Genomic DNA, 20,284 nt, shown 5'->3' on the forward strand with positions numbered 1-20,284 from the left:
GCGATTCCCCGCCGGGGCGAAACCGGTTACGGCCGAACCGCACTCACGCCCGGCTATGTGCATGCTCCGTCGGTGACGGCGGTCGACACCGGGACAACGACCGCATCCATGATGGGCCGACCCCCGCTGTAACTCGGCTTTCCGGCCAGTGCCGGGTCGCCGGTTGTCCGTACGGTCAGGCAATACCGAACTCCGCCCGCGGCTTCGACGGTGAACAAGTGTGCGCCGTTCCCCTGGCTCGATGAATCCAATGCCAGATGCGCGGCGCGATAGTCCTGGTGGTTCACCTCGGTCATGTGGTGGTAGATCCGTTCGTCCAAGAACTTGTGCAGGTCGAACCTCGCCATATTCGGCTGACCGTTCCGGTCGAGCGAGACGAGAACCTCCGCGGACGTTCCCAACTTCTGCGCCACCAGATCCACGGCCGGGCGCGTGACCGGCTTGCCCGAAATACTGCCGCTGGTGCTCACATTCAGCCATACGCCCAGCCCCACCAGCACAACCCCGGCGACCGCGGTCCCCGCCTGCCACGCGGCGAAGCCCGCCGAGCTGGGTTCGTTCGCATCCGGATCCCGGTACCGCCAGGCCGAGGTGGTGCGCCACCACTTTCGCGGGCTGACCACTGCCGCGAAGAGGACCATCAATGCCCCGATAACGATGAACAGCCACGGCATACGCAGAGTCTATCGACGGGTGGTCTCGCGATCAGATCCCGGCGAGATCGACCTTGACGACCCGGCCGGTCGTCTCCGATCCAGGAGAGACGACCTCCACAACCAACACGACGTGTTCGGGACGAGTCGGTGCGATGTCGATCGTGTTCGGCTCCGATCAGCCCCCCGTCACGGTGAGGTAGATCAGCAGCAGGTTGAGCACGGTGATGATCGCGGCGACGGCCCATGCCGCCGCGGTCGTCAATCGGTGATTCGTGTCCTGGCCCATCAGGGTTCGGTCGCCGGTGACGCGGACGAGCGGAATGAGCGCGAACGGGATTCCGAAGGACAGCACCACCTGGGAGACGATCAGGGCCTGGGTGGGGTCGATGCCGGCGGCGAGGATGAGCAGGGCGGGGATGAGGGTGACCACCCGGCGGATCAGCAGGGGGACGGTGCGGCCGAGCAGGCCCTCCATGATCATGGCGCCGGCGTAGGCGCCGACCGAGGTGGAGGCCAGGCCGGAGGCGAGCAGGCCGACGGCGAGCAGCAGTGCCGCCCAGGGGCCGAGGGTGTCGCGCACGGCGGCGTGGGCGGATTCGAGCGAGTCGATGTCGTCGCGGCCGGCGAGGGTGGCGGCAGCCATCAGGAGCATGGACAGATTCACCACACCGGCGATCACCATGGCCGCGCCGACATCGACCCGGGTGGCGTGCAGCAGCCGGGTGCGCCGGGGACCCGGTTCGGTGCGGCCGTGGCGGTCGCGGGTCAGGCCGGAGTGCAGATAGATGGCGTGCGGCATGACGGTCGCGCCGATCATGGCGGCCGCGAGCAGGACGCTCTGGGCACCGTCGAACCTCGGCACCAGACCTCCCACCACACCGGACGGTGACGGCGGGGAGATCACCACACCGGCGAGGAAGCCGATGGCGATCACCGCGAGCAAGCCGATGATCACGCGCTCGAAGGGTTGCTGACCGCGCCGGTTCTGCACCGCCAGCAGGCCCATCGAGACCACACCGGTGATCACACCGCCCAGCAGCAGCGGCAGGCCGAACAGCAGGTGCAGGGCGATGGCGCCACCGACCACCTCGGCGAGATCGGTTGCCATGGCGGTCAATTCGGCCTGCGCCCAGTAGGCCAGCCGGACCGGGCGCCCGGACCGCTCGCGCACGACCTGCGGTAGTGAGCGACCGGTGACGACACCGAGTTTCGCCGACAGATACTGCACCAGGGCGGCCATCACATTGGCCATGACGATCACCCACACCAGCAGATAGCCGTACTGCGCGCCGGCGCTGATATTGGAGGCCACATTGCCGGGATCGACATAGGCGATCGCCGCCACGAACGCCGGGCCCAGCAACAACGCGATCGAACGCCACCGGCGAGTGGCCGGCTCGACCGTGATCGTACTCATGAAGAATAGTTTACGGCTGCCCGAACTTTTTTGTCCTGCCAGCCCCAGAAAACGGCGAATCCGCCCCGTTCGCGGCTGCGAGCGGGGCGGATTCGCCATACTTCAGTACTGCGGGAAGAGGTCAGATTCCCAAGCCGCGGGACAGCACCGGCCACGAGTCGATGAAGTCGTCGTGCCAGTAGCCCCACGAGTGGGTGCCCGAGTTACGGAAGTTGTACGTCGCGGGAATGTTCAGCGAGTTCAGCTTGGTCTGCAGGTTGTGGCTGCAGTAGTTGGTCGCGGCCTCGATGACACCGCCGACGACCAGCTGGTTGCCCAGGCCATAGGCGCCGGGCAGGGTGTAGGGGCCGTTCAGCGTGTCCCACTGGCCGGGCAGGCCGTTACCGGAGGAGATGTAGAGGTCCGTCCCGCGCAGCTGCTCGGCATTGATGACCGGGTCGTTGGCCGCCCACGCCGGATTGTCGTCGTCACCGTAGAGGTTGCGCACGTCACCGCCGCCCCAGGTGTTGACGGTGAGCTTCACCGCTTCGCGGCCCACATCACTGGTGGTCTCGGCGCAACCGGAGTAGGCAGCCGCCGACTTGTACAGGCCCGGCTTCGCGATCGCCAGATTGAGCACCGAGGTGCCCGAGGTCGACAGGCCCGCGATGGCGTTGACGCCGTTGGTGCCCAGGGCACCGTCGATCAGCGGCGGCAGCTCCTCGGTGAAGAAGGTCTTCCACTTGTTGCGGCCCAGGTTCGGGTCGTCCTGGAGCCAGTCGGTGTAATAGCTCCACTTACCGCCGATGGGCTGCACGACGTTGACGTTCTTGTCGGCGAGGAAGCCGTTGACGATATCGGTCTTCTTCACCCAGGACGCGTCATCCTCGCCACCACCGGCGCCGTTGAGCAGGTACAGCGTGGGGCGCGCCACCGATGCGTCGGCCGGACGCTGCACGTCGACGGGGAAGGTGCGGTTCATCGCGGTCGAGTGGACGTAGAGTCGGATATTCCGGTCGTCCTTGTAGGTCGCCTTCTCGATCCGCGATCCATCGGGCGACTGCGGATCGGCCAGCAACGCCTTGGAGGAGATGACCGGGTCCTGCGCCGAGGCGGTGTTCGCGCCGACTCCGGCCGCCACGCCCACGAGGACTCCGGTGGCCGCGAGCACGGCGGCGGCCCTGCGACCACTACGCCGGAACTGTCGACGAATCAATTTCACACCTTCGCTATCTGCTCGATATTCGGTTTCAGCTTTCCGGATACGCCAGGTCGGACGTACCCAACGGGTCGAGACCATGCCGACCCCTACGGCCTATCTAGTCGTTCGACCAGACCGCTCCGTTACGTGCGCGTGACCCATCATGCCGGAGAAGGCCCCTCCGGTCGACGACCGGACGACCCGCGTGCCAGTAGACGCGCCAGCTGCGGTCCGATCTCGGCCATGGCGGACGGCGCGGTCATCTGATCATGGGCGGCGTCGATGCGCCGGTCCACGATCTCACCGTCGACGTGATCGCGCCAATTCTGTGCGGGGTTTTCGTGGTCGGTTGCACTGAAGTAGTCCAGACGGCCGTGGTACACCCCCGGGCTGTGCTCCACGATCAGTTCCGCCGACCGCACCGCGCTGCGGTAGATGCGACGCACCCGGTCGGGGGTGAGCATCGTCATCTCGGGCGGGATGGTGGCGTGCAGTGCGGCCACCGCGTCCTCGCTCAGATCGTGGATGTCGCCGTCGCCCACGAGAATCTCGGCGCCGATGCCGATCTCGGCCAGAGCGTCCCGGATCGCGTTGCGGAAGAACGCGACATCGAGCTCGTGGTGACTGTCCAGCATGACGACGGTCTCGACCCGCTCGCCCGCCTCCTGCAGCGCAATCGCCACCGCATGGGCCAGCAGACCGCCCAGCGACCAGCCGAGCAGATGGTACGGCCCCTCGGGCTGCACCGAACGGATCTCGGCGACATAGCGATCGGCCATGTCCTGCAACGAGTTCGGCATGTAGTCGTCCTCGGACAACGCCGGCGACTGCAGGCCCACGACGGGGCGATCGTCGATGTGCCTGGCCAATCCGGCATAGCACCAGGCCAATCCGTACATCGGGTGGATACAGAACAGCGGTTCGGCGTCACCCCCCGAGCGGATGGGCAGCAGCACATTCAACGCCGCATCGGATTCCGGATCGTAATCGCGGCCTTCGGCCTCCTCGTCCAGAATGCGTTGCGACAGGGACGCGACCGTGGACCCCAGGAAGAACCATTGCACCCGGACCTCGATTCCGGTGATCGTGCGCAACCGGCTGATCGCCCGGGTGGCGACCATCGAGTTTCCGCCCAGCTCGAAGAAATCGTCATCCAGGCCGACCCGCTCGACCTCCAGGACCTCTGCGAACACGTCCGCGACGGTCTGTTCCAGCCAATTCGACGGTGCCCGGTAGGGCCGTCCCGACAAGGCCGGAACGGGTAGCGATTTGCGGTCGAGTTTGCCGCTCGCGTTGAGTGGTAGTTCGTCGAGAACCACCACAGCGGCCGGAATCATGTAGCCGGGCAACGATTCCCGCGCGTGATCCAGCAGCCCCGGCTCGTCGAAACCGCTGTCGGCGGGCACCACATAGGCGACCAGCCGATCCCCGGAGGCCGCCCGCACCAGCGAGACCACCGCGTGCCGCACCGGCGGGTAGCTCGCCAGCACCGCTTCGATCTCACCCAGCTCGATACGCTGACCACGCAATTTGATCTGGAAATCGCTACGGCCCAGATACTCCAGCGCGGGACCGGCGGTAGTCTCGCCGGCCTCGCGCCAGCGCACGATGTCGCCGGTGCGGTAGAGCCGCTGTCCCCCGTCGTACGCGACGAAACGCTCGGCGGTCAGGGCGGCCGATCCCAGATAACCTCGGGCCAGTTGCACGCCCCCGACATACAGTTCACCGGGTGCACCGGGCGGCACCAGCCGCAACTGCCGATCCAGCACGTACACCTGGGTATTGGCGACCGGCGCACCGATCGGGACCGCCGCGCTCGACACCTCGTCCGCCGCCCACGCGGTGACCACGGTGGCCTCGGCCGGTCCGTACCAGTTCACGAGTTCGGTCCGGCCGAGCGTGGCCGCGAACCGCTGAGCCGTCTCACCCGACAGCGCCTCACCCGCGGCGAACACCCGGCGCAGTGACGGATACCCCTGTGTCACTGCCGCATTGGTGCTCGGATCGAGGAAGGCATCCAGCATGGTCGGCACGAAGTGCACCGTGCTCACCGAACGCTGATCGATCACCTTGGACAGATAGGCCGGATCGCGATGACCGTCGGGTTCGGCGATCACCACGGCCGCACCGGTCTGCAACGGCCAGAACAGCTCCCAGGTGGAGATGTCGAAGGTGATGGGGGTCTTGTGCAGAACCACATCGCCGGTGTCGTGCGGGTAGGTGCGCTGCGCCCAGCGGAACTGGTTGGTCATCTGCCGATGGGTGATGACCACGCCCTTGGGGCGTCCGGTCGAACCGGAGGTGTGGATCACGTAGGCCACCGAATCCGGATCGACGGCCGGGAAGTCCAGCGTCGCACCGGCTTCCGTGTCACCCACTCCGACGATATCGATCACCGGCACGGTGCTCTCGGTCCGGAAACCGTCGGCCGCGACGCTGAGAACGCAGGCCGGACGGGCATTGGCCAGGACGAACTCGTTGCGGTCGGCCGGGTGGTCGGGATCGAGGGGGACATAGCCCGCACCGCACCGCAGCACCGCGTAGATGCCGACCACCAGATCGATCGACCGGCGCATGGCCACCGCCACCAGCGATTCCGGCCCGACCCCGCGCCCGAGCAGCTCCGCGGCCACCGCGCGCGACCGCAGATCGAGCTCACGGTAGGTGAGCACGGTATCGCCGAAATACAGTGCCGGCGCCTGCGGTGTACGCGCCACCTGGGCGTCGAAGAGACCCAGCAGGGTCACGTCGTCGCGCAGTTGCGGTACATCGGTGTCGTTGCGCGCGGTCAGCTCCGCGCGTTCACCGGACAGCAGGGCGTCGACCTCGGCCACCCGAGCCTGTGGCGTCGCCGAGAACCGGCCGATCAGCGCGGCGAGGCGCTGCGACATCGCCTGCACGGCCTGCTCGTCGAACACATCGCGCAGATATTTGAGGCTGATGTGGAGCCGGCTGTCCAGAACCACGATCACCGTCACCGGATAGTGGGTGCCGTTGACCGCGCCGAGGCCGGTGACATGCATCCCGTCGATCGAGCCCACACGTTCGAGGCCGTCGCGATCCACCGGGAACGATTCGAACACCACCAGCGAATCGAACAGCCCCTCGACACCGACCGCCTGCTGAATGTCGCTGAGTCCGAGGTAGTGGTAGTCCAGCAGGGCCGCCTGTTCGGACTGCAACTGGCCGAGCAGGTCGGCCAGGGTGTCGGCGGCGCCCAGGCTCACTCGCACCGGGATGGCGTTGAGGAACAACCCCACCATCGTCTCCACACCCGGCAGGGCCGGCGGCCGGCCGGACACCGTGGCGCCGAAAACGACATCGTCACGATCGGTGCTGCGACCGATCAGCAGACCCCAGGCCGCCTGCACCACGGTATTGACCGTGACGCCCAGCCGGGCCGCGAGCTTGCTCAGCTCGGTCGTCTCGGCCACCGACAGCTCGAAGGCGACTTCGCCGGTACCCATGGAGATCTCACGGCCCGGATCCACCGGGGCCAGCGGGGTCGGCTCGGTGACGCCGTCCAGCGCCCGCTGCCATTCGTCGCGCGCGGCCGCCGGATCCTGTGCGGTGAGCCAGCGCAGATAGTCGCCGTAGGAGCGAACCTGCGGCAGATGCCGCGACCGCCCGCCCACCGCGTACAGCGTGAGCAGATCCTGCATGAGCAGCGGCGAGGACCAGCCGTCGATCAGGATGTGGTGGCTGGTGACCAACAGCCGGTAGGCGTCCGGTGCCAGGCGGATCAGGGTGAAGCGCAGCAGCGGGGCCCGATCCATGGCGAAGCGCACCGCGAGGTCGGCCTCGGCGAAGCGCACGGCTTCGGCCTCGGCGGCATCGCGGGCCAGATCGGTGAAATCGACCTCTCGCCACGGCACCTCGACCCGGTCGAGAACGATCTGCACCGCATCACCGGAACCGTCCGTGGCAAAGGCCACTCGCAGATTGTCGTGCCGGTCCAGGACCGACTGGGCAGCGGTGCGCAACCGTCGGGCATCGACCGCGCCGCCGAGATCCACGGAGTACTGGGTGATGTAGACATCGGTGGAGGTGTCGGCGAGCAGGGCGTGGAACAGCATGCCCGACTGCAATGGTGTCAGCGGCCAGATGTCGGCCAGATCCGGATAGGTGGCCGACAGCCGGGTGATGTCCGGTTGCCGCAACTGCACCAGCGGGAAGTCCGAGACGGTGAATCCGCCCGCATCCGGATGGGTGCTGTGCTCGGCCAGCCCACCCAGCGCCCGGACCCAGTGGCCCGCGAGTTCCTTGATCTGGTCGACCGTGAATACCGCTGCGGCGTAATCGAATCGAGCGAGCAGGCCGTCCTCGGTCGCATCCACGGTGATGTCGATCAACAGATCGGCCGTCGGCTGTTGCGGCTGGGGGTGCGCCGGGCGCAGATCGCGATACCGGAAAGCGGTGCGCCCCTGCGCCATCGCGGCCAGCACCGGCGCGGTGTCGGCGTTCAGGTAGCGGAGCAGACCGTAGCCGACACCGGATCCGGGCACACCGCGGCGCAGTTCCTTGATCTGCGCGATGGCAGCACCCGCGGCCGGACCACCGGTCAGCGCCTGGTCGACATCGATCCTGTCCAAGCTCACGAGCAGCGGATAACTCGACGTGAGACCGCCTACGGCACCGGCGGATTCGGCGTCCGCGACGACCCTGCCGTCCGCGGGGATCTGGACCACGTCACCGATGATCCCACCGGCCGGACCCCGGGTGCCCGGCTGCTGGGCCAGCGCGAAGGCGGTGAGTAGCACATCGTCCACCGCGGCGTGATACGCGCGCGCCACCGCGTCGACGGCGGCGGCACCCTCGGCGGTGATCACCAGCGATACCCGGCCCCGTGCCGAGAGATCCACCCCCTCGATCGGGGAGTCGGCGGGCGCCGGCGCGAGATGGCGCTGCCACCAGTCGAGTTCGGCCACGGTCTCGGGAGCGACGGCGCGCGCCCGCAGGGCCCGGCCGATGGCCAGCGGGCCGGAATCGGCGGCCGCCGGTGCGGAATGCCCACCGGACCAGGAGCCCGACAGTTCGTCCACCAGGGTGCGCCACGAGGTGTCGTCGACGACCAGCCCGTTGGCCACCACGACGAGACTCGTGGCGGCGCTGGGGTTTTCGTCCGCATCGGTCGACGCGATGAGACCGAAGGCGATATTCCGGCCATCGGCGGGGTCGAGATCCGGTGTCAGCGATCGCACCGCGGTACCCATGGCGTCGTCACCGGCGGCGAACTGCCGCAGCGATACGGCGACCGGAGTCTCCGGAATCACCAGCACACCCTCGGCGACATCCAGCCGCGCCGACAGCACCGGATGCCGGTCCAGTACCGCGGTGATCGCCTCGCCGATCGAGTCCCGATCGGAGTCGGCCGGAACATCCAGCGCGATCGCGCGTGGGTCACGGCCGCCCGGATCGAGTTCGAGGAGCCGGATCGCCATGGGCGGCAATGGCATCGGGCCGTAGCGCACGTCGGTGGCCGCGTCGGTGGTGGTGGACAGCCGGGCCAGCGCCTCGACCGTGCGAGCGGTGAACACGTCGCGCGGGGAGAAGAGCACACCCCGCGCCCGGGCCCGGGAGACCACCTGCAGCGACACGATGCTGTCACCGCCGAGTGCGAAGAAGTCGTCGTCCGCGCCCACCTGATCCAGTCCCAGGACCTCGCCGACGACCTCGGCGACGACCTGTTCGGCAGCGGTCCGCGGAGCCCGATAGCGTTTGGCCTCGAGCACCGGCTCGGGCAGCGCCTTGCGATCGAGTTTGCCGACCGGGGTCAGCGGGATCTCGTCCAGGACGACGATCGCCGACGGCACCATGTACGGCGGCAGGCTCACCGCCACATGTTCGGTGAGCCGCGCGGGATCGACACTGCTACCGGGCACGCCCAGGACATAGGACACCAGCGCCGTCACACCGGACGGCAGCGTGCGGCCGATCGTAGTCGCGAAGTCGATATCCGGATGTGTGGTCAGTACGCTGTCGATCTCGCCCAGTTCGATCCGGAAGCCACGGATCTTCACCTGAAAATCGGTGCGGCCGAGGTATTCGATGGTGGCATCGGATGCGTTGCGGCGCACGAGATCTCCGGTGCGGTACATCCGCGAACCCGAATCGCCGAACGGTACCGCGACGAATCGCTCCGCGGTCAGCGCCGGCCGGTTCAGGTACCCCTGGGCGAGGGCGGCACCGGACAGGTACAGCTCACCCACCACCCCGGCCGGAACCGGGCGCAGCCGGGAATCGAGGACGAAAGTGTCCACACCGACGATCGGGTCGCCGATGGAAATGGCCTCCCCCGCCACCATGGCGGCGGAGGAAGTCGCCAGAATCGTCGCCTCGGTCGGCCCGTAACCGTTGTGGAAGTCGCGGCCTTCGACTGCCCAGCGGCCCACGAGCTCGGGGCCGAACTTGTCGCCGGCCACGATCACCGAGCGCAGATCACGCAGTCCGGCGGGATCCACCGACTCCAGGGCGGCGGGGGTGATCAGCATGTGCGAAACCCGTTCGCGCCCGATGAGTTCCGCCAGTTCGGCACCGCCGAACACATCCGGTGGCGACACCACCAGCGTCGCCCCCGAGGAGAAGGCCAGCAGCAGTTCCAGTACCGAGACATCGAAGTTCGGCGAACAGACATGCAGCACACGTGAATCCGGCTCGACACCGTAGTGCTCGCGTTCGGCCGAAACCAGGCCGCCCAGACCGGCGTGCGTGACCACGACGCCCTTGGGCTGCCCCGTGGACCCCGAGGTGTAGATGACATAGGCCGGGTGGCGCACGGTCAGTGGCCGCACCCGCTCGGAATCGGTGACCGGCTCCCCCGGCCACTCGCCCAGCGCACCGGCCACCCTCGGATCGTCGACCACCAGCCACTGCACATCGTCGCCCAGTTGGGCGCGATGGAGGTTCGCGGTCAGGCCGAGCACCGCACCGGAGTCGGACACGATGTGCGCGATCCGTTCCGGTGGATACGCGGGATCGACCGGGACATAGGCGGCACCGGCCTTGGCGATGGCCCACACCGCGAGGACCGAACCGATCGATCGCGAGATTCCGATCGCGACCACATCACCGGGTCCGATCCCGCGATCGATCAGTTCGCGGGCCATCCGCGAGGACGCGTCGTCGAGATCCCCGTAGCTGACCGAAAGATTACGGAATCGGATCGCGGACCGATCGCGGCCGTGCGCGAGGCCGGCGGTCAGCAGGTCCGGCAGCAGCGCGGTGACCACCGGTTCGTCACCGTGCGTCTCGGTCAGGAGTTGGTATTCCTCGGCGCCGAGCAGTGCCAGATCGGCCACCGGCGTCTCCGGGGCGGCCGCGATCGCGTCCAGCAGGCGGGTGAACCGCTGCGCGAAGCCCCTGATCGTCGCCTCGTCGAAAAGGTCACGCGCATAGGAGAATTCGGCATACATGCCGTTGGTGTCGGTAGCGGACTCCCGAACCGTCAACGACAGATCGAATTTCGCGGTGGCGTCCGCGGGTTCGACCGCCGAGAAACGCACCTCGGGCAGTTCGAAGGTGCTCTCCGGCATGTTCTCGAAGGTCAGCGCCACCTGGAACAGTGGATGCCGCGCGGTGGAGCGCTCCGGATCGAGCGCCTCCACCAGGCGTTCGAACGGAATGTCGGCATGGGCGAAGGCACGCAGATCGGTTTCCCGGTTTCCCGCGAGCAGATCGACGAAGCGGCCACCGGGCGTCACGCGACTCCGCAGCACCAGGGTGTTGACGAACATACCGATCAGGTCGTCGAGTTCGGCCTCACCGCGACCAGCGATCGGCGCGCCGATCGCGATGTCCTCGGTACCCGACATCCGCGCCAGGAATACCGCCAGCGCCGAGTGCACCACCATGAACATGGTCGCGTTGTTCCGGCGAGCCAGCGCGGCCAGCGCGGTGTGCACACGCGGCTCGATCACGAAGGCGACCTTGCCGCCGGCGAAGGACTGCACCGGCGGGCGCGGACGATCCGAGGGCAGGCTCAGCTCATCCGGAAGATCGTCCAATTCGGTTGTCCAATAGGACAGTTGGGTGCTGAGCAGCGATTCGGAATCGGATTCGGATCCGAGCACCGACCGCTGCCACAATGCGTAGTCGGCGTATTGGATCGGCAGCGGCGCCCAGACCGGCGCAGCCCCCTGGGTTCGCGACAGATAGGCGGTCATCAGGTCGCGAGTGAGCGGTCCCATCGACCAGCCGTCGGCGGCGATGTGGTGGGCCACGAACACCAGCACGAACTCGGTGGTGGTGAGCTGGTAGAGCCGGATCCGGAAGGGGATCTCGGTGGTCACGTCGAAACCGGCGACAACCTGGCGGCCGACCTCGTGGGCGACGCGCTCCTCACCGATCTGCACCGGCTCGAGATCCACGTCCACCTCGGCCGCGGGCAGCACCTGCTGCACCGGACCGGCGCCGGTGGCTTCCGGGTAGATCGTGCGCAGCACCTCGTGCCGCGCAACCAGATCGGCGACGGCCCGGCGCAGCGCGATCACATCCAGCGCACCGGACAGCCGGATGGCGACCGGAATGTTGTATACCGATGCGGCGGTGTCGAACTGGTTCAGGAACCACATCCGCTGCTGGGCGTAGGACAGCGGAATCCGCTCCGGCCGGGGGCCGGCGGTGAGCGGTACCCGGGGGCGATCGGCACCCTCGCGTTCCACCCGCGCGGCCAGTGCGGCGACCGTGGATGCCTCGAACAGCGCGCGCACCGGGACCCGGATGTCGAGGGCCGCGCCGATCCGCGCGGCGACCTGGGTGGCCAGCAACGAATTGCCGCCGAGGGCGAAGAAGTCGTCGTCCAGGCCCACCCGCTCGATACCCAGCACCTCGGCGAAGGTTCCGGCCACGATCTCCTCGACCGGCGTGGCGGGCGCCCGGAACGCGGTGGTCTCGAATTCGGGTTCGGGCAGAGCCTTGCGATCGAGTTTGCCGTTCACCGTCAGCGGCAGGGCATCGAGGACCACGAAGGCGCTGGGCACCATGTAGCTGGGCAGCGCCGAGCTCAGCAGCGACTTCACCTGTGCCACATCGAGTTCCCGATCGGCGGAGACAAGATAGGCGACGAGGCGATCGCCGGTGCGCGGATCGGACTTGGCCAGCACCACCGCTCGGGCCAGCTGCGGCAACCGCAGCAGCGCGGCCTCGATCTCGCCCAGTTCGATGCGGAAACCCCGCACCTTCACCTGGAAGTCGGTGCGACCACGGTATTCGAGTTCGCCGTCGGCGGTCCGGGCCACCAGATCACCGGTGCGGTACATCCGCGTTCCGTCGCCGAACGGGTTGGCCAGGAAGCGATCCGCGGTCAGATCCGCCCGGCCGAAATAGCCGCGCGCCAGCTGTGCACCGGCCAGATACAGCTCGCCGGACACACCGACGGGCACCGGCCGCAGGCGCGAATCCAGGACGTACACCTGGCTGTTCCATTCGGGGGCACCGATCGGCACCGAGCGTTCGTCCACCGCCCCGACCCGATGACTGGTGATCGACACCGCGGCCTCGGTCGGGCCGTAGAGGTTGTAGAGCCGCACCTCGGGGTGTGCGGCACGGAAACGCTGTGCCAGCGCCGCGGGCAATGCCTCACCGATGGCGAGCACCTGCCGCAGTGCGAGCGGCGACGCGGAATCGGCAGCGCCCGAGCGCATCTCGGTGAGCAACGCGTCCAGCATGGACGGCACCACGTGCAGGGTCGTCACGCGTTCGCGCGCGATGAGCTCGTTGAGCTGGGCCGGATCGCGATGACCGTCGGGGGCGGCGACCACCAGCCGTCCGCCGGACACCGCCGCGGACCAGAATTCCCAGACCGAGAGATCGAAGGTGGCCGCCGTCTTCAACAGCACCGCATCCTCGGCGCCGGTCTCGAATTCCGCTGTCTTCCACAGTAGTTGGTTGACGATGGCGGCGTGCGGGACGGCGACGCCCTTGGGACGGCCGGTGGAACCGGAGGTGAAGATGACGTAGGCGGTGTGCTGTGGCAACAACGGCGCGCGACGCTCCGCGTCGGTGATCGCCGCGCCGGGAACATCGGACAGATCGAGCTCGTCGATGCGGACGACGTCGTCGCGGACACCGGTCTGACCGGCCTCGGCGATGGTGGCCAGCGACTGCGAGCGGCCGCGCCAATCCCGTTCCGCCGCATTCGTGTGCGAGGACTCACCGGATCCGGGCAGTTCCGGGGTGTCCGAGGTGGTCAGCACGCAGACCGGCGCCGCGGCATCGAGGATGTAGCCCACCCGCTCGGCGGGCTGATCGGGATCGACCGGCACGTACGCGCCACCGGCGGCCGACACCGCGTACATGGCCACGATCAGATCGACCCCACGCCGCAGTGCCAGCGCCACCCGTGATTCGGGGCCGACACCCAGCGAGATCAGGTGCCGGGCGAGGCGTCCGACCCGGTCGCCGAGTTCGGCATAGGTCAGTTCCACCCGGTCCGGTCCGGCGCCGGGCCGCTGCGCATCGTCGAGGTCGGCGACCAGCGCCACCGCATCGGGCCGGGTCGCGACGGTCGCGGCCAGCAGATCCGGCAGGGTGGTGGCCGGGATCTGCTGGGACGCACCGGCCGCGGCCCGGTCCAGCTCCGCCCGCTCGGCGGCGGCGAGGATGTCGAGATCGCCGACCGGTGTGGCCGCGCCGGCCACCACCTCCGCGAGCAGCAGCGACAGGCGTTGCGCGATCGAATCGGCGGTCGCCGCGTCGAACAGGGCCGTCGCGTAGGTGAGGAAGCCGCCGATACCGGCCGGATCGCCCGCCTCGTCGTATGCGTCCCCGACGATCAGATGCAGATCGAACTGCGACACATCGAGGTTGGCGTCCACACCGGCGACGCTGAGCCCGGGTAGTTCCAGTTCGGTGCGGGCCACGTTCTGGAAGGAGAGGCCGACCTGGAAGATCGGATGATGAGCCGTCGAGCGCGGCGGGTTCAGCACCTCCACCAGCTGTTCGAACGGGATGTCGGCATGCGCGAAGGCCTGCAGATCCGTTTCGCGCTGGCGGGCCAGCAGCTCGGTGAACGACTCGCCGCGGTCGATCCGGGTCCGGAAGACCACGGTGTTGACGAACATGCCGATCAGATCGTCGAGTTCGGGCTCACCGCGACCGGCGACGGGACTTCCGATCGCGATGTCGTCGTCGCCGGACAACCGTGCGAGCAGAACCGCGAAGGCCGAGTGCACGACCATGAACAATGTCGCGCCGTGCTCGCGGGCCAGTTCCAGCAGCGCCGCGTGCACGTGCGGTTCGATCCGCACGTCCACCTGGGCACCGGCCAGGCTCGCCACCGCGGGGCGCGGGCGGTCGGTGGGCAGCTCGAGCAGGTCGGGCAGACCGGCCAGTTCCCGCTTCCAGTACGAGATCTGCCGGGCGGCAATCGAATCGGACTCCGATTCGGAGCCCAGCACGGCACGCTGCCACAGCGCGTAATCGGCGTACTGCACCGGCAACGGAGCCCAGTCCGGTGCGGCGTCGGCGGTGCGGGCCGCGTAGGCGGTCATCACATCGCGGACCAGCGGGCCCATCGACGAGGCGTCACCGGCGATGTGGTGCACCACCACGGCCAGTACGAATTCACCGCGCGCACCGGAAGGGAGGTCGGCGAGCGCGAACAGCCGGACGCGCAGCGGGACCTCGCCGGTCACATCGAAAGGTGTTGCGGCCAGCTCGTACACCGCGGGCGCCACATCGGCGGCGGAGATGGACTCCGGCCGCACCCCGAGCCGGGTGTCGGCGGGCAGCACCACCTGCGACGGCCCGTCCGGACCGTCCGGGTAGACGGTGCGCAGCACCTCGTGCCGGGCGACCACATCGTCGAGTGCCGTGGCCAGGGCGTCCACGTCGAGACTGCCGGTGAGCCGCAGGGCGAACGGCAGGTTGTAGGCGGCCGATCCGGTGGACTGCTCGCCCTGATCGAAGCGGTTCAGGAACCACATGCGCTGCTGTGCCAGCGACAGCGGCAGCCGCTCCGGCCGTTCGATCGAACCCAGCGCCACACCACGCCTGGTGTGCGCCTCGGAATCGAGTGTCGCCGCCAGCGCCGCGACCGTGGGCGTCTCGAACAGCGCGCGCACCGGAACCCGGGCGTCGATCGCTACGCCCAGTCGCGCCACCACCTGGGTCGCGATCAACGAGTTGCCGCCGAGTGCGAAGAAATCGTCATCGGCACCAACGCGTTCCACGCCCAGGACCGAGCCGAAGGTCTCGGCGACGAGTTCCTCGACCGGTGTGCTCGGCGCCCGGAACTCCCCGGCGCTGAAGGTCGGTTCGGGCAGCGCCTTGCGATCGAGTTTGCCGCTGGCATTGAGCGGCAGCTCGTCGAGCACCATCACGACGGACGGAACCATGTACGCCGGAAGCGAATCGGAGACGCTCGCGCGCAACCGGTCCGGATCGGCGGAGGTACCGGGAACTCCGACCACATAGGCGACCAGCTGATCCCCCAGCGTCGATCCCACGACCAGCGCCACCGCCTGGCTCACCGCCGGAAGAGCCAGCAGCGCGGTCTCGATCTCGCCGAGTTCGATGCGCTGGCCACGGAACTTCACCTGGAAATCGGTGCGCCCGATGTATTCCAGCCGTCCCGGGCCGAATTCGTCGGCGTCGTGCCACCGGACCAGATCGCCCGTCCGGTACATCCGCGCGCCGGCGGCGCCGAAGTCGGGCGCGAAGGGGTCGGCCACGAAACGGTCCGCGGTCAGATCCGGGCGACGGACATAACCGCGCGCCAGTTGCGCACCGGACAGATACAGCTCACCGGGCACCCCGGGTGCGACCGGATGCAACCGGCCGTCGAGGACATGGACCCGGGTGTTCCACTGCGGCAAGCCGATCGGCACACTCGGGCGCTCCTCGCCGACCGGCCAATAGGTCACCGAGACCGCCGCCTCGGTGGGGCCGTACAGATTGTGGACCCGCGCACCGCTCACCGCGCGCACCGCGTCGACGGTCTCCGGCGGGAGCGCCTCGCCGATCACGAAGATGTCGGTGAGGGTGGGACAGCTGCCCGCGGCGATCTGGGCGGCGAACACGGTCAGCATCGACGGCACGAAGTCGGTCATGGTGACCGCTTGCGCCGCAATGGTTTCGGCGATGTAGTGCGGATCGCGATGCCCGTCGTGAGTGGCCAGCACCAGGCGTGCACCGGCCCGCAGGGGCATGAAGAATCCCCACAGCGAGACATCGAACGTGGTCGCGGTCTTCTGCAGATAGACGTCCTCGGCGCCCAGCGGATAGGCGGCCAGCATCCACTCGATCTGATTGTGGATGGCCGCGTGCGAGACCGCCACACCCTTCGGGCGACCGGTGGAACCGGAGGTGAAGATCACGTAGGCCGGATGTTCCGGGCGCAGCGGCGCGGCCAGTTCGTCCCGGCGCACCGGAGCTCCGTCGAAACCGCTCAGATCCATCGTGTCCAAGCGCAACAGCGGAACATTCGAGGGCACCGGCACCGCGTCGACGCGGGTGGTCACCACACAGACCGGCTGCGCGGTGTCGAGGATGTGCGCGATGCGATCCACCGGATGATCGGGATCCAGCGGTACGTAGGCGCCACCGGCCGCGATGATCGCGTACATGCCGACCACGAGATCGGTGGAGCGGCGAATTGCCAGGCCCACCAGCTTCTCCGGGCCCACGCCCCGCGCGATCAGCAGGCGGGCCAGCTGATTGACCTGGGTGTCGAATTCCGCGTAGGTGAGCTCGACACCCTCGTACCGGAGCGCGACGGCGTGCGGGAAGCGCTGGGCGGCACGGCGATAACCGTCGAGCAGCAGTTCCGGTTCGACGGCGTGCGTGGTGTCGTTCCAGTCGCGCAGGATCCGGGTGCGCTGGTCGGCGTCGAGCAGATCGATGTCGCCGACGGTCCGGGAGGAGTCCGCGCTCACCGCGTGCAGGATGCGGACCAGCTGCTCGGCGATACCGGCCACGCTCGCCTCGTCGAACAGCTCCACCGCGTAGGTGAAGGTGGCCGACAGACCGGCGCCCGGTTGCGGCACCACGGTCAACTGCAGGTCGAATTTCGCGACGGCACCGTCGAATTCGACCGAGTCGACGGCCAGGCCGGGCAGGCGCAGGCTCGCGGTCTCCAGGTTCTGGAAGAACAGCGCCACCTGGAACAGCGGATGATGGGCCTGCGACCGGACCGGATCGAGCACCTCGACCAGCCGCTCGAACGGCAGCTCCGCATGCGAGAACGCGCCGAGGTCGGTCTGCTTCACCACGGCCAGCAACTGCTCGAACGAAGCCGCCGGGTCGACGGGCGTGCGCAGCGCGAGGGTGTTGACGAACATGCCGATCAGCGCATCGAGTTCGGCCTCACCGCGCCCGGCGACCGGCGTGCCGATGGTGATGTCGTCGGTGCCGCTCGCGCGGGCCAGCAGGACCGCGAAGGCGGCGTGCGTCACCATGAACAGTGAGGTGCCGGTCCGGGTGGCGAGTTCGTCGAGTGCGGTGTGGGTGGCCGCGTCGAGTTCGAAGCTGTACTCCGCGCCGGCGCCGGAGGCGATCTGCGGACGCGGGCGGTCGAACGGCAGGTCGAGACGATCGGCGCTGCCCGCCAGCGCATTCCGCCAATATTCGATCTGGGCGGCGGCGACGGAATCCGGATCGCTCTCGTCACCGAGTACCGCGCGCTGCCACAGCGCGTAATCGGCGTACTGCACCGGCAAGGGCGTGAAGTGCGGCCGGGAACCGTTGCGGCGAGCCAGGAATGCCGACACCAGATCGCGCATGAACGGGGCGATCGAGGCACCGTCGGCGGCGATGTGGTGGACCACGACCGCGATCACATGTTCGGACCGGCCCACCTGCGCCACCGCGATCCGCAGCGGTACCTGGGCCGCGACATCGAAGCCGCCGAGTAGTTCGCCGGCCAGCCAGCTCTCGAGTTCGCACTCCGGCACCGGTTGCGGCGTCAGGTCGGTAACCGCCTCGGCCACAGGCAGAATCACCTGATGGCCGGTGCCATCGGTGGCCGGATAGACGGTGCGCAGGGTTTCGTGCCGTTCGATGACGTCGCCGATCGCGGCCTGCAGCGCCGCGACGTTGAGCGCACCGGTGAGCCGGAACGCGAACGGAATGTTGTTGGCCGCCGAATCCGGATCGAACTGGTTGAGGAACCACATCCGCTGCTGCGCCAGCGACAACGGAATACGGTCCGGCCGCGGCATCGGCGTGAGCGGCAGGCGCCCGCCCGCCCCCTTCAGCGGTTCCAGGCTGCGCGCCAGTTCCGCGACCGTCGGCGCCTCGAACAGCAGGCGCGCCGGGACCCGCGCCGAGATCGACGCGCCCAGACGGGCGGCGACCCGCGTCGCGATGAGCGAATTGCCGCCCAGTTCGAAGAAGTCGTCGTCGGCGCCGACCGCGGCGGGCGGATCCAGCAGTTCGGTGAAGACGGCCGCGACCGCCTCCTCGAGCGCACCCTTCGGCGCCCGGAACTCCCGCGCGGCCAGTACCGGCTCGGGCAGTGCGGCGCGGTCGAGTTTGCCGACCGGGGTCAGCGGGATCTCGTCGAGCACCATGACGGTGGTGGGCACCATGTGCGGCGGCAGACTGTGGCCGCTGTGTTCGATCAGCGTGTCCGGATCGGCGGCGGTGCCCGGTGCGGAGTGTACATAGGAAACGAGAATCGTCGCGCCACTGTGCAATTCGTGACCGACGGTGACGGCGAAGTCCACCGAGTCGTGCGCGGCCAGCACCGCGTCGATCTCGCCCAGTTCGATGCGGAAACCACGGATCTTGACCTGGAAATCGTTGCGTCCCACATATTCCAGCTCGCCGGCCGCGGTCCAGCGCACCAGGTCGCCGGTGCGGTAGAGCCGCGGGCCGTCGGCGTCGAACGGATCGGCCACGAATCGCGCCGCCGTGAGGGCCGGGCGGCGGTGGTACCCGCGCGCCACCTGTGCGCCCTTGATGTACAGCTCGCCCACCGCGCCGCGCGGCACCCGCGAGAGCCGGTCGTCGAGAACGTATTCGGTGATCGCGCGGATCGGGGCGCCGATCGTGACCGTCTCCCCCACCACCAGCGGTGCGCTGATATTGGTCATGATGGTGGTCTCGGTCGGACCGTAACCGTTGAAGAACTCGCGGTTCTCGCCGCTGCCGATCGGAATCACCCAGCGCCGCACCAGTTCCGGCGGGCAGGCCTCACCACCGGCGACCACCACGCGCAGATCGTCGAGCCCCGCCGGATCCACCGAGGCCAGCGCCGCCGGTGTCACGAACGCGTGGGTGACCCCCTCGCGCCGGAGCAGACCCGCCAGCTCGTCACCGCCGAGCACGGTCGGCGCGGCCACCACCATCGTCGCCGCACCACCCAGGGCCAGCAGCAGCTCGAGTACCGACGCGTCGAACGACGGGGAGGCGAAATGCAGAGTGCGTGAATCGCTTCCGACCCGGTAGCGCTCCCGCTGCTCATCGCAGAAACTCGACAATCCGGCCTGGGTGACGACGACACCCTTGGGTTTGCCCGTCGAGCCGGAGGTGTAGATGACATAGGCCGGATGTTCGGCACGCAGGGGGCGCAGGCGATCGGCGTAGCTGATCGGGTCACCGGGGAATTCCGCCAGCGCACCGGCGAATTCGGCGGTGTCGATGGTGAGCCATTCCACCGAATCCGGCAGATCGCCTCGAACCGCCGCGACCGTCAGGCCGAGTTTCGCATCGGAATCGGTGACCATGTGGTCGACCCGGTCGGTGGGATAGTTCGGATCCACCGGAACGAATCCGGCGCCCGTCTTGGCGATCGCCCACACCGCCAGAACCGATTCCACCGAGCGCGGGACGGCGACCGCGACCAGATCCTCCGGACCGATCCCGCGATCGATCAGCAATCGGGACAGCCGGGTGGAACGCTCGTCCAGTTCGGCATAGCCGACCTCGGCGAGGGTCGTGGTGGCATCGGCGTAGACCAGCGCGGTTCCGGTGGGATCGGCTTCGACCGCGGTGGCCATGAGCTGCGGAAGAGTGGTGACGCGAGGCCGTCGAGTCCGGGCCGGGCGGGTCCGGGACGGGCGGGTCATGCCGCCCCGCCCAGCACGTACT

Annotated in this window: 4 protein-coding genes; all 4 read right to left on the reverse strand. The window is 68.5% G+C overall.

The features are described 5' to 3' along the window. Positions 1 to 53: 53 nt before the first annotated feature. A complete protein-coding gene (locus AB0L57_RS13325; protein ID WP_364961010.1) occupies positions 54 to 674 on the reverse strand; it encodes a hypothetical protein in 621 nt (206 codons plus the stop codon). Positions 675 to 831: 157 nt separating this feature from the next. After that, positions 832 to 2,073, reverse strand: a complete 1,242-nt coding sequence (locus AB0L57_RS13330; RefSeq protein WP_364961012.1) for an Nramp family divalent metal transporter — start codon at positions 2,071 to 2,073, stop codon at positions 832 to 834. A gap of 121 nt (positions 2,074 to 2,194) precedes the next feature. Further along, complete coding sequence (locus AB0L57_RS13335) at positions 2,195 to 3,223, reverse strand: alpha/beta hydrolase family protein (RefSeq protein ID WP_364961363.1); 1,029 nt, start codon at positions 3,221 to 3,223, stop codon at positions 2,195 to 2,197. 191 nt (positions 3,224 to 3,414) lie between these two features. After that, positions 3,415 to 20,262, reverse strand: coding sequence for an amino acid adenylation domain-containing protein (locus tag AB0L57_RS13340; RefSeq protein WP_364961014.1), 16,848 nt, complete (start codon positions 20,260 to 20,262; stop codon positions 3,415 to 3,417). Between the last annotated feature and the right edge of the window lie 22 nt (positions 20,263 to 20,284).

It is taken from the genome of Nocardia sp. NPDC052254 (genome assembly GCF_040679495.1).
GTDB lineage: Bacteria > Actinomycetota > Actinomycetes > Mycobacteriales > Mycobacteriaceae > Nocardia.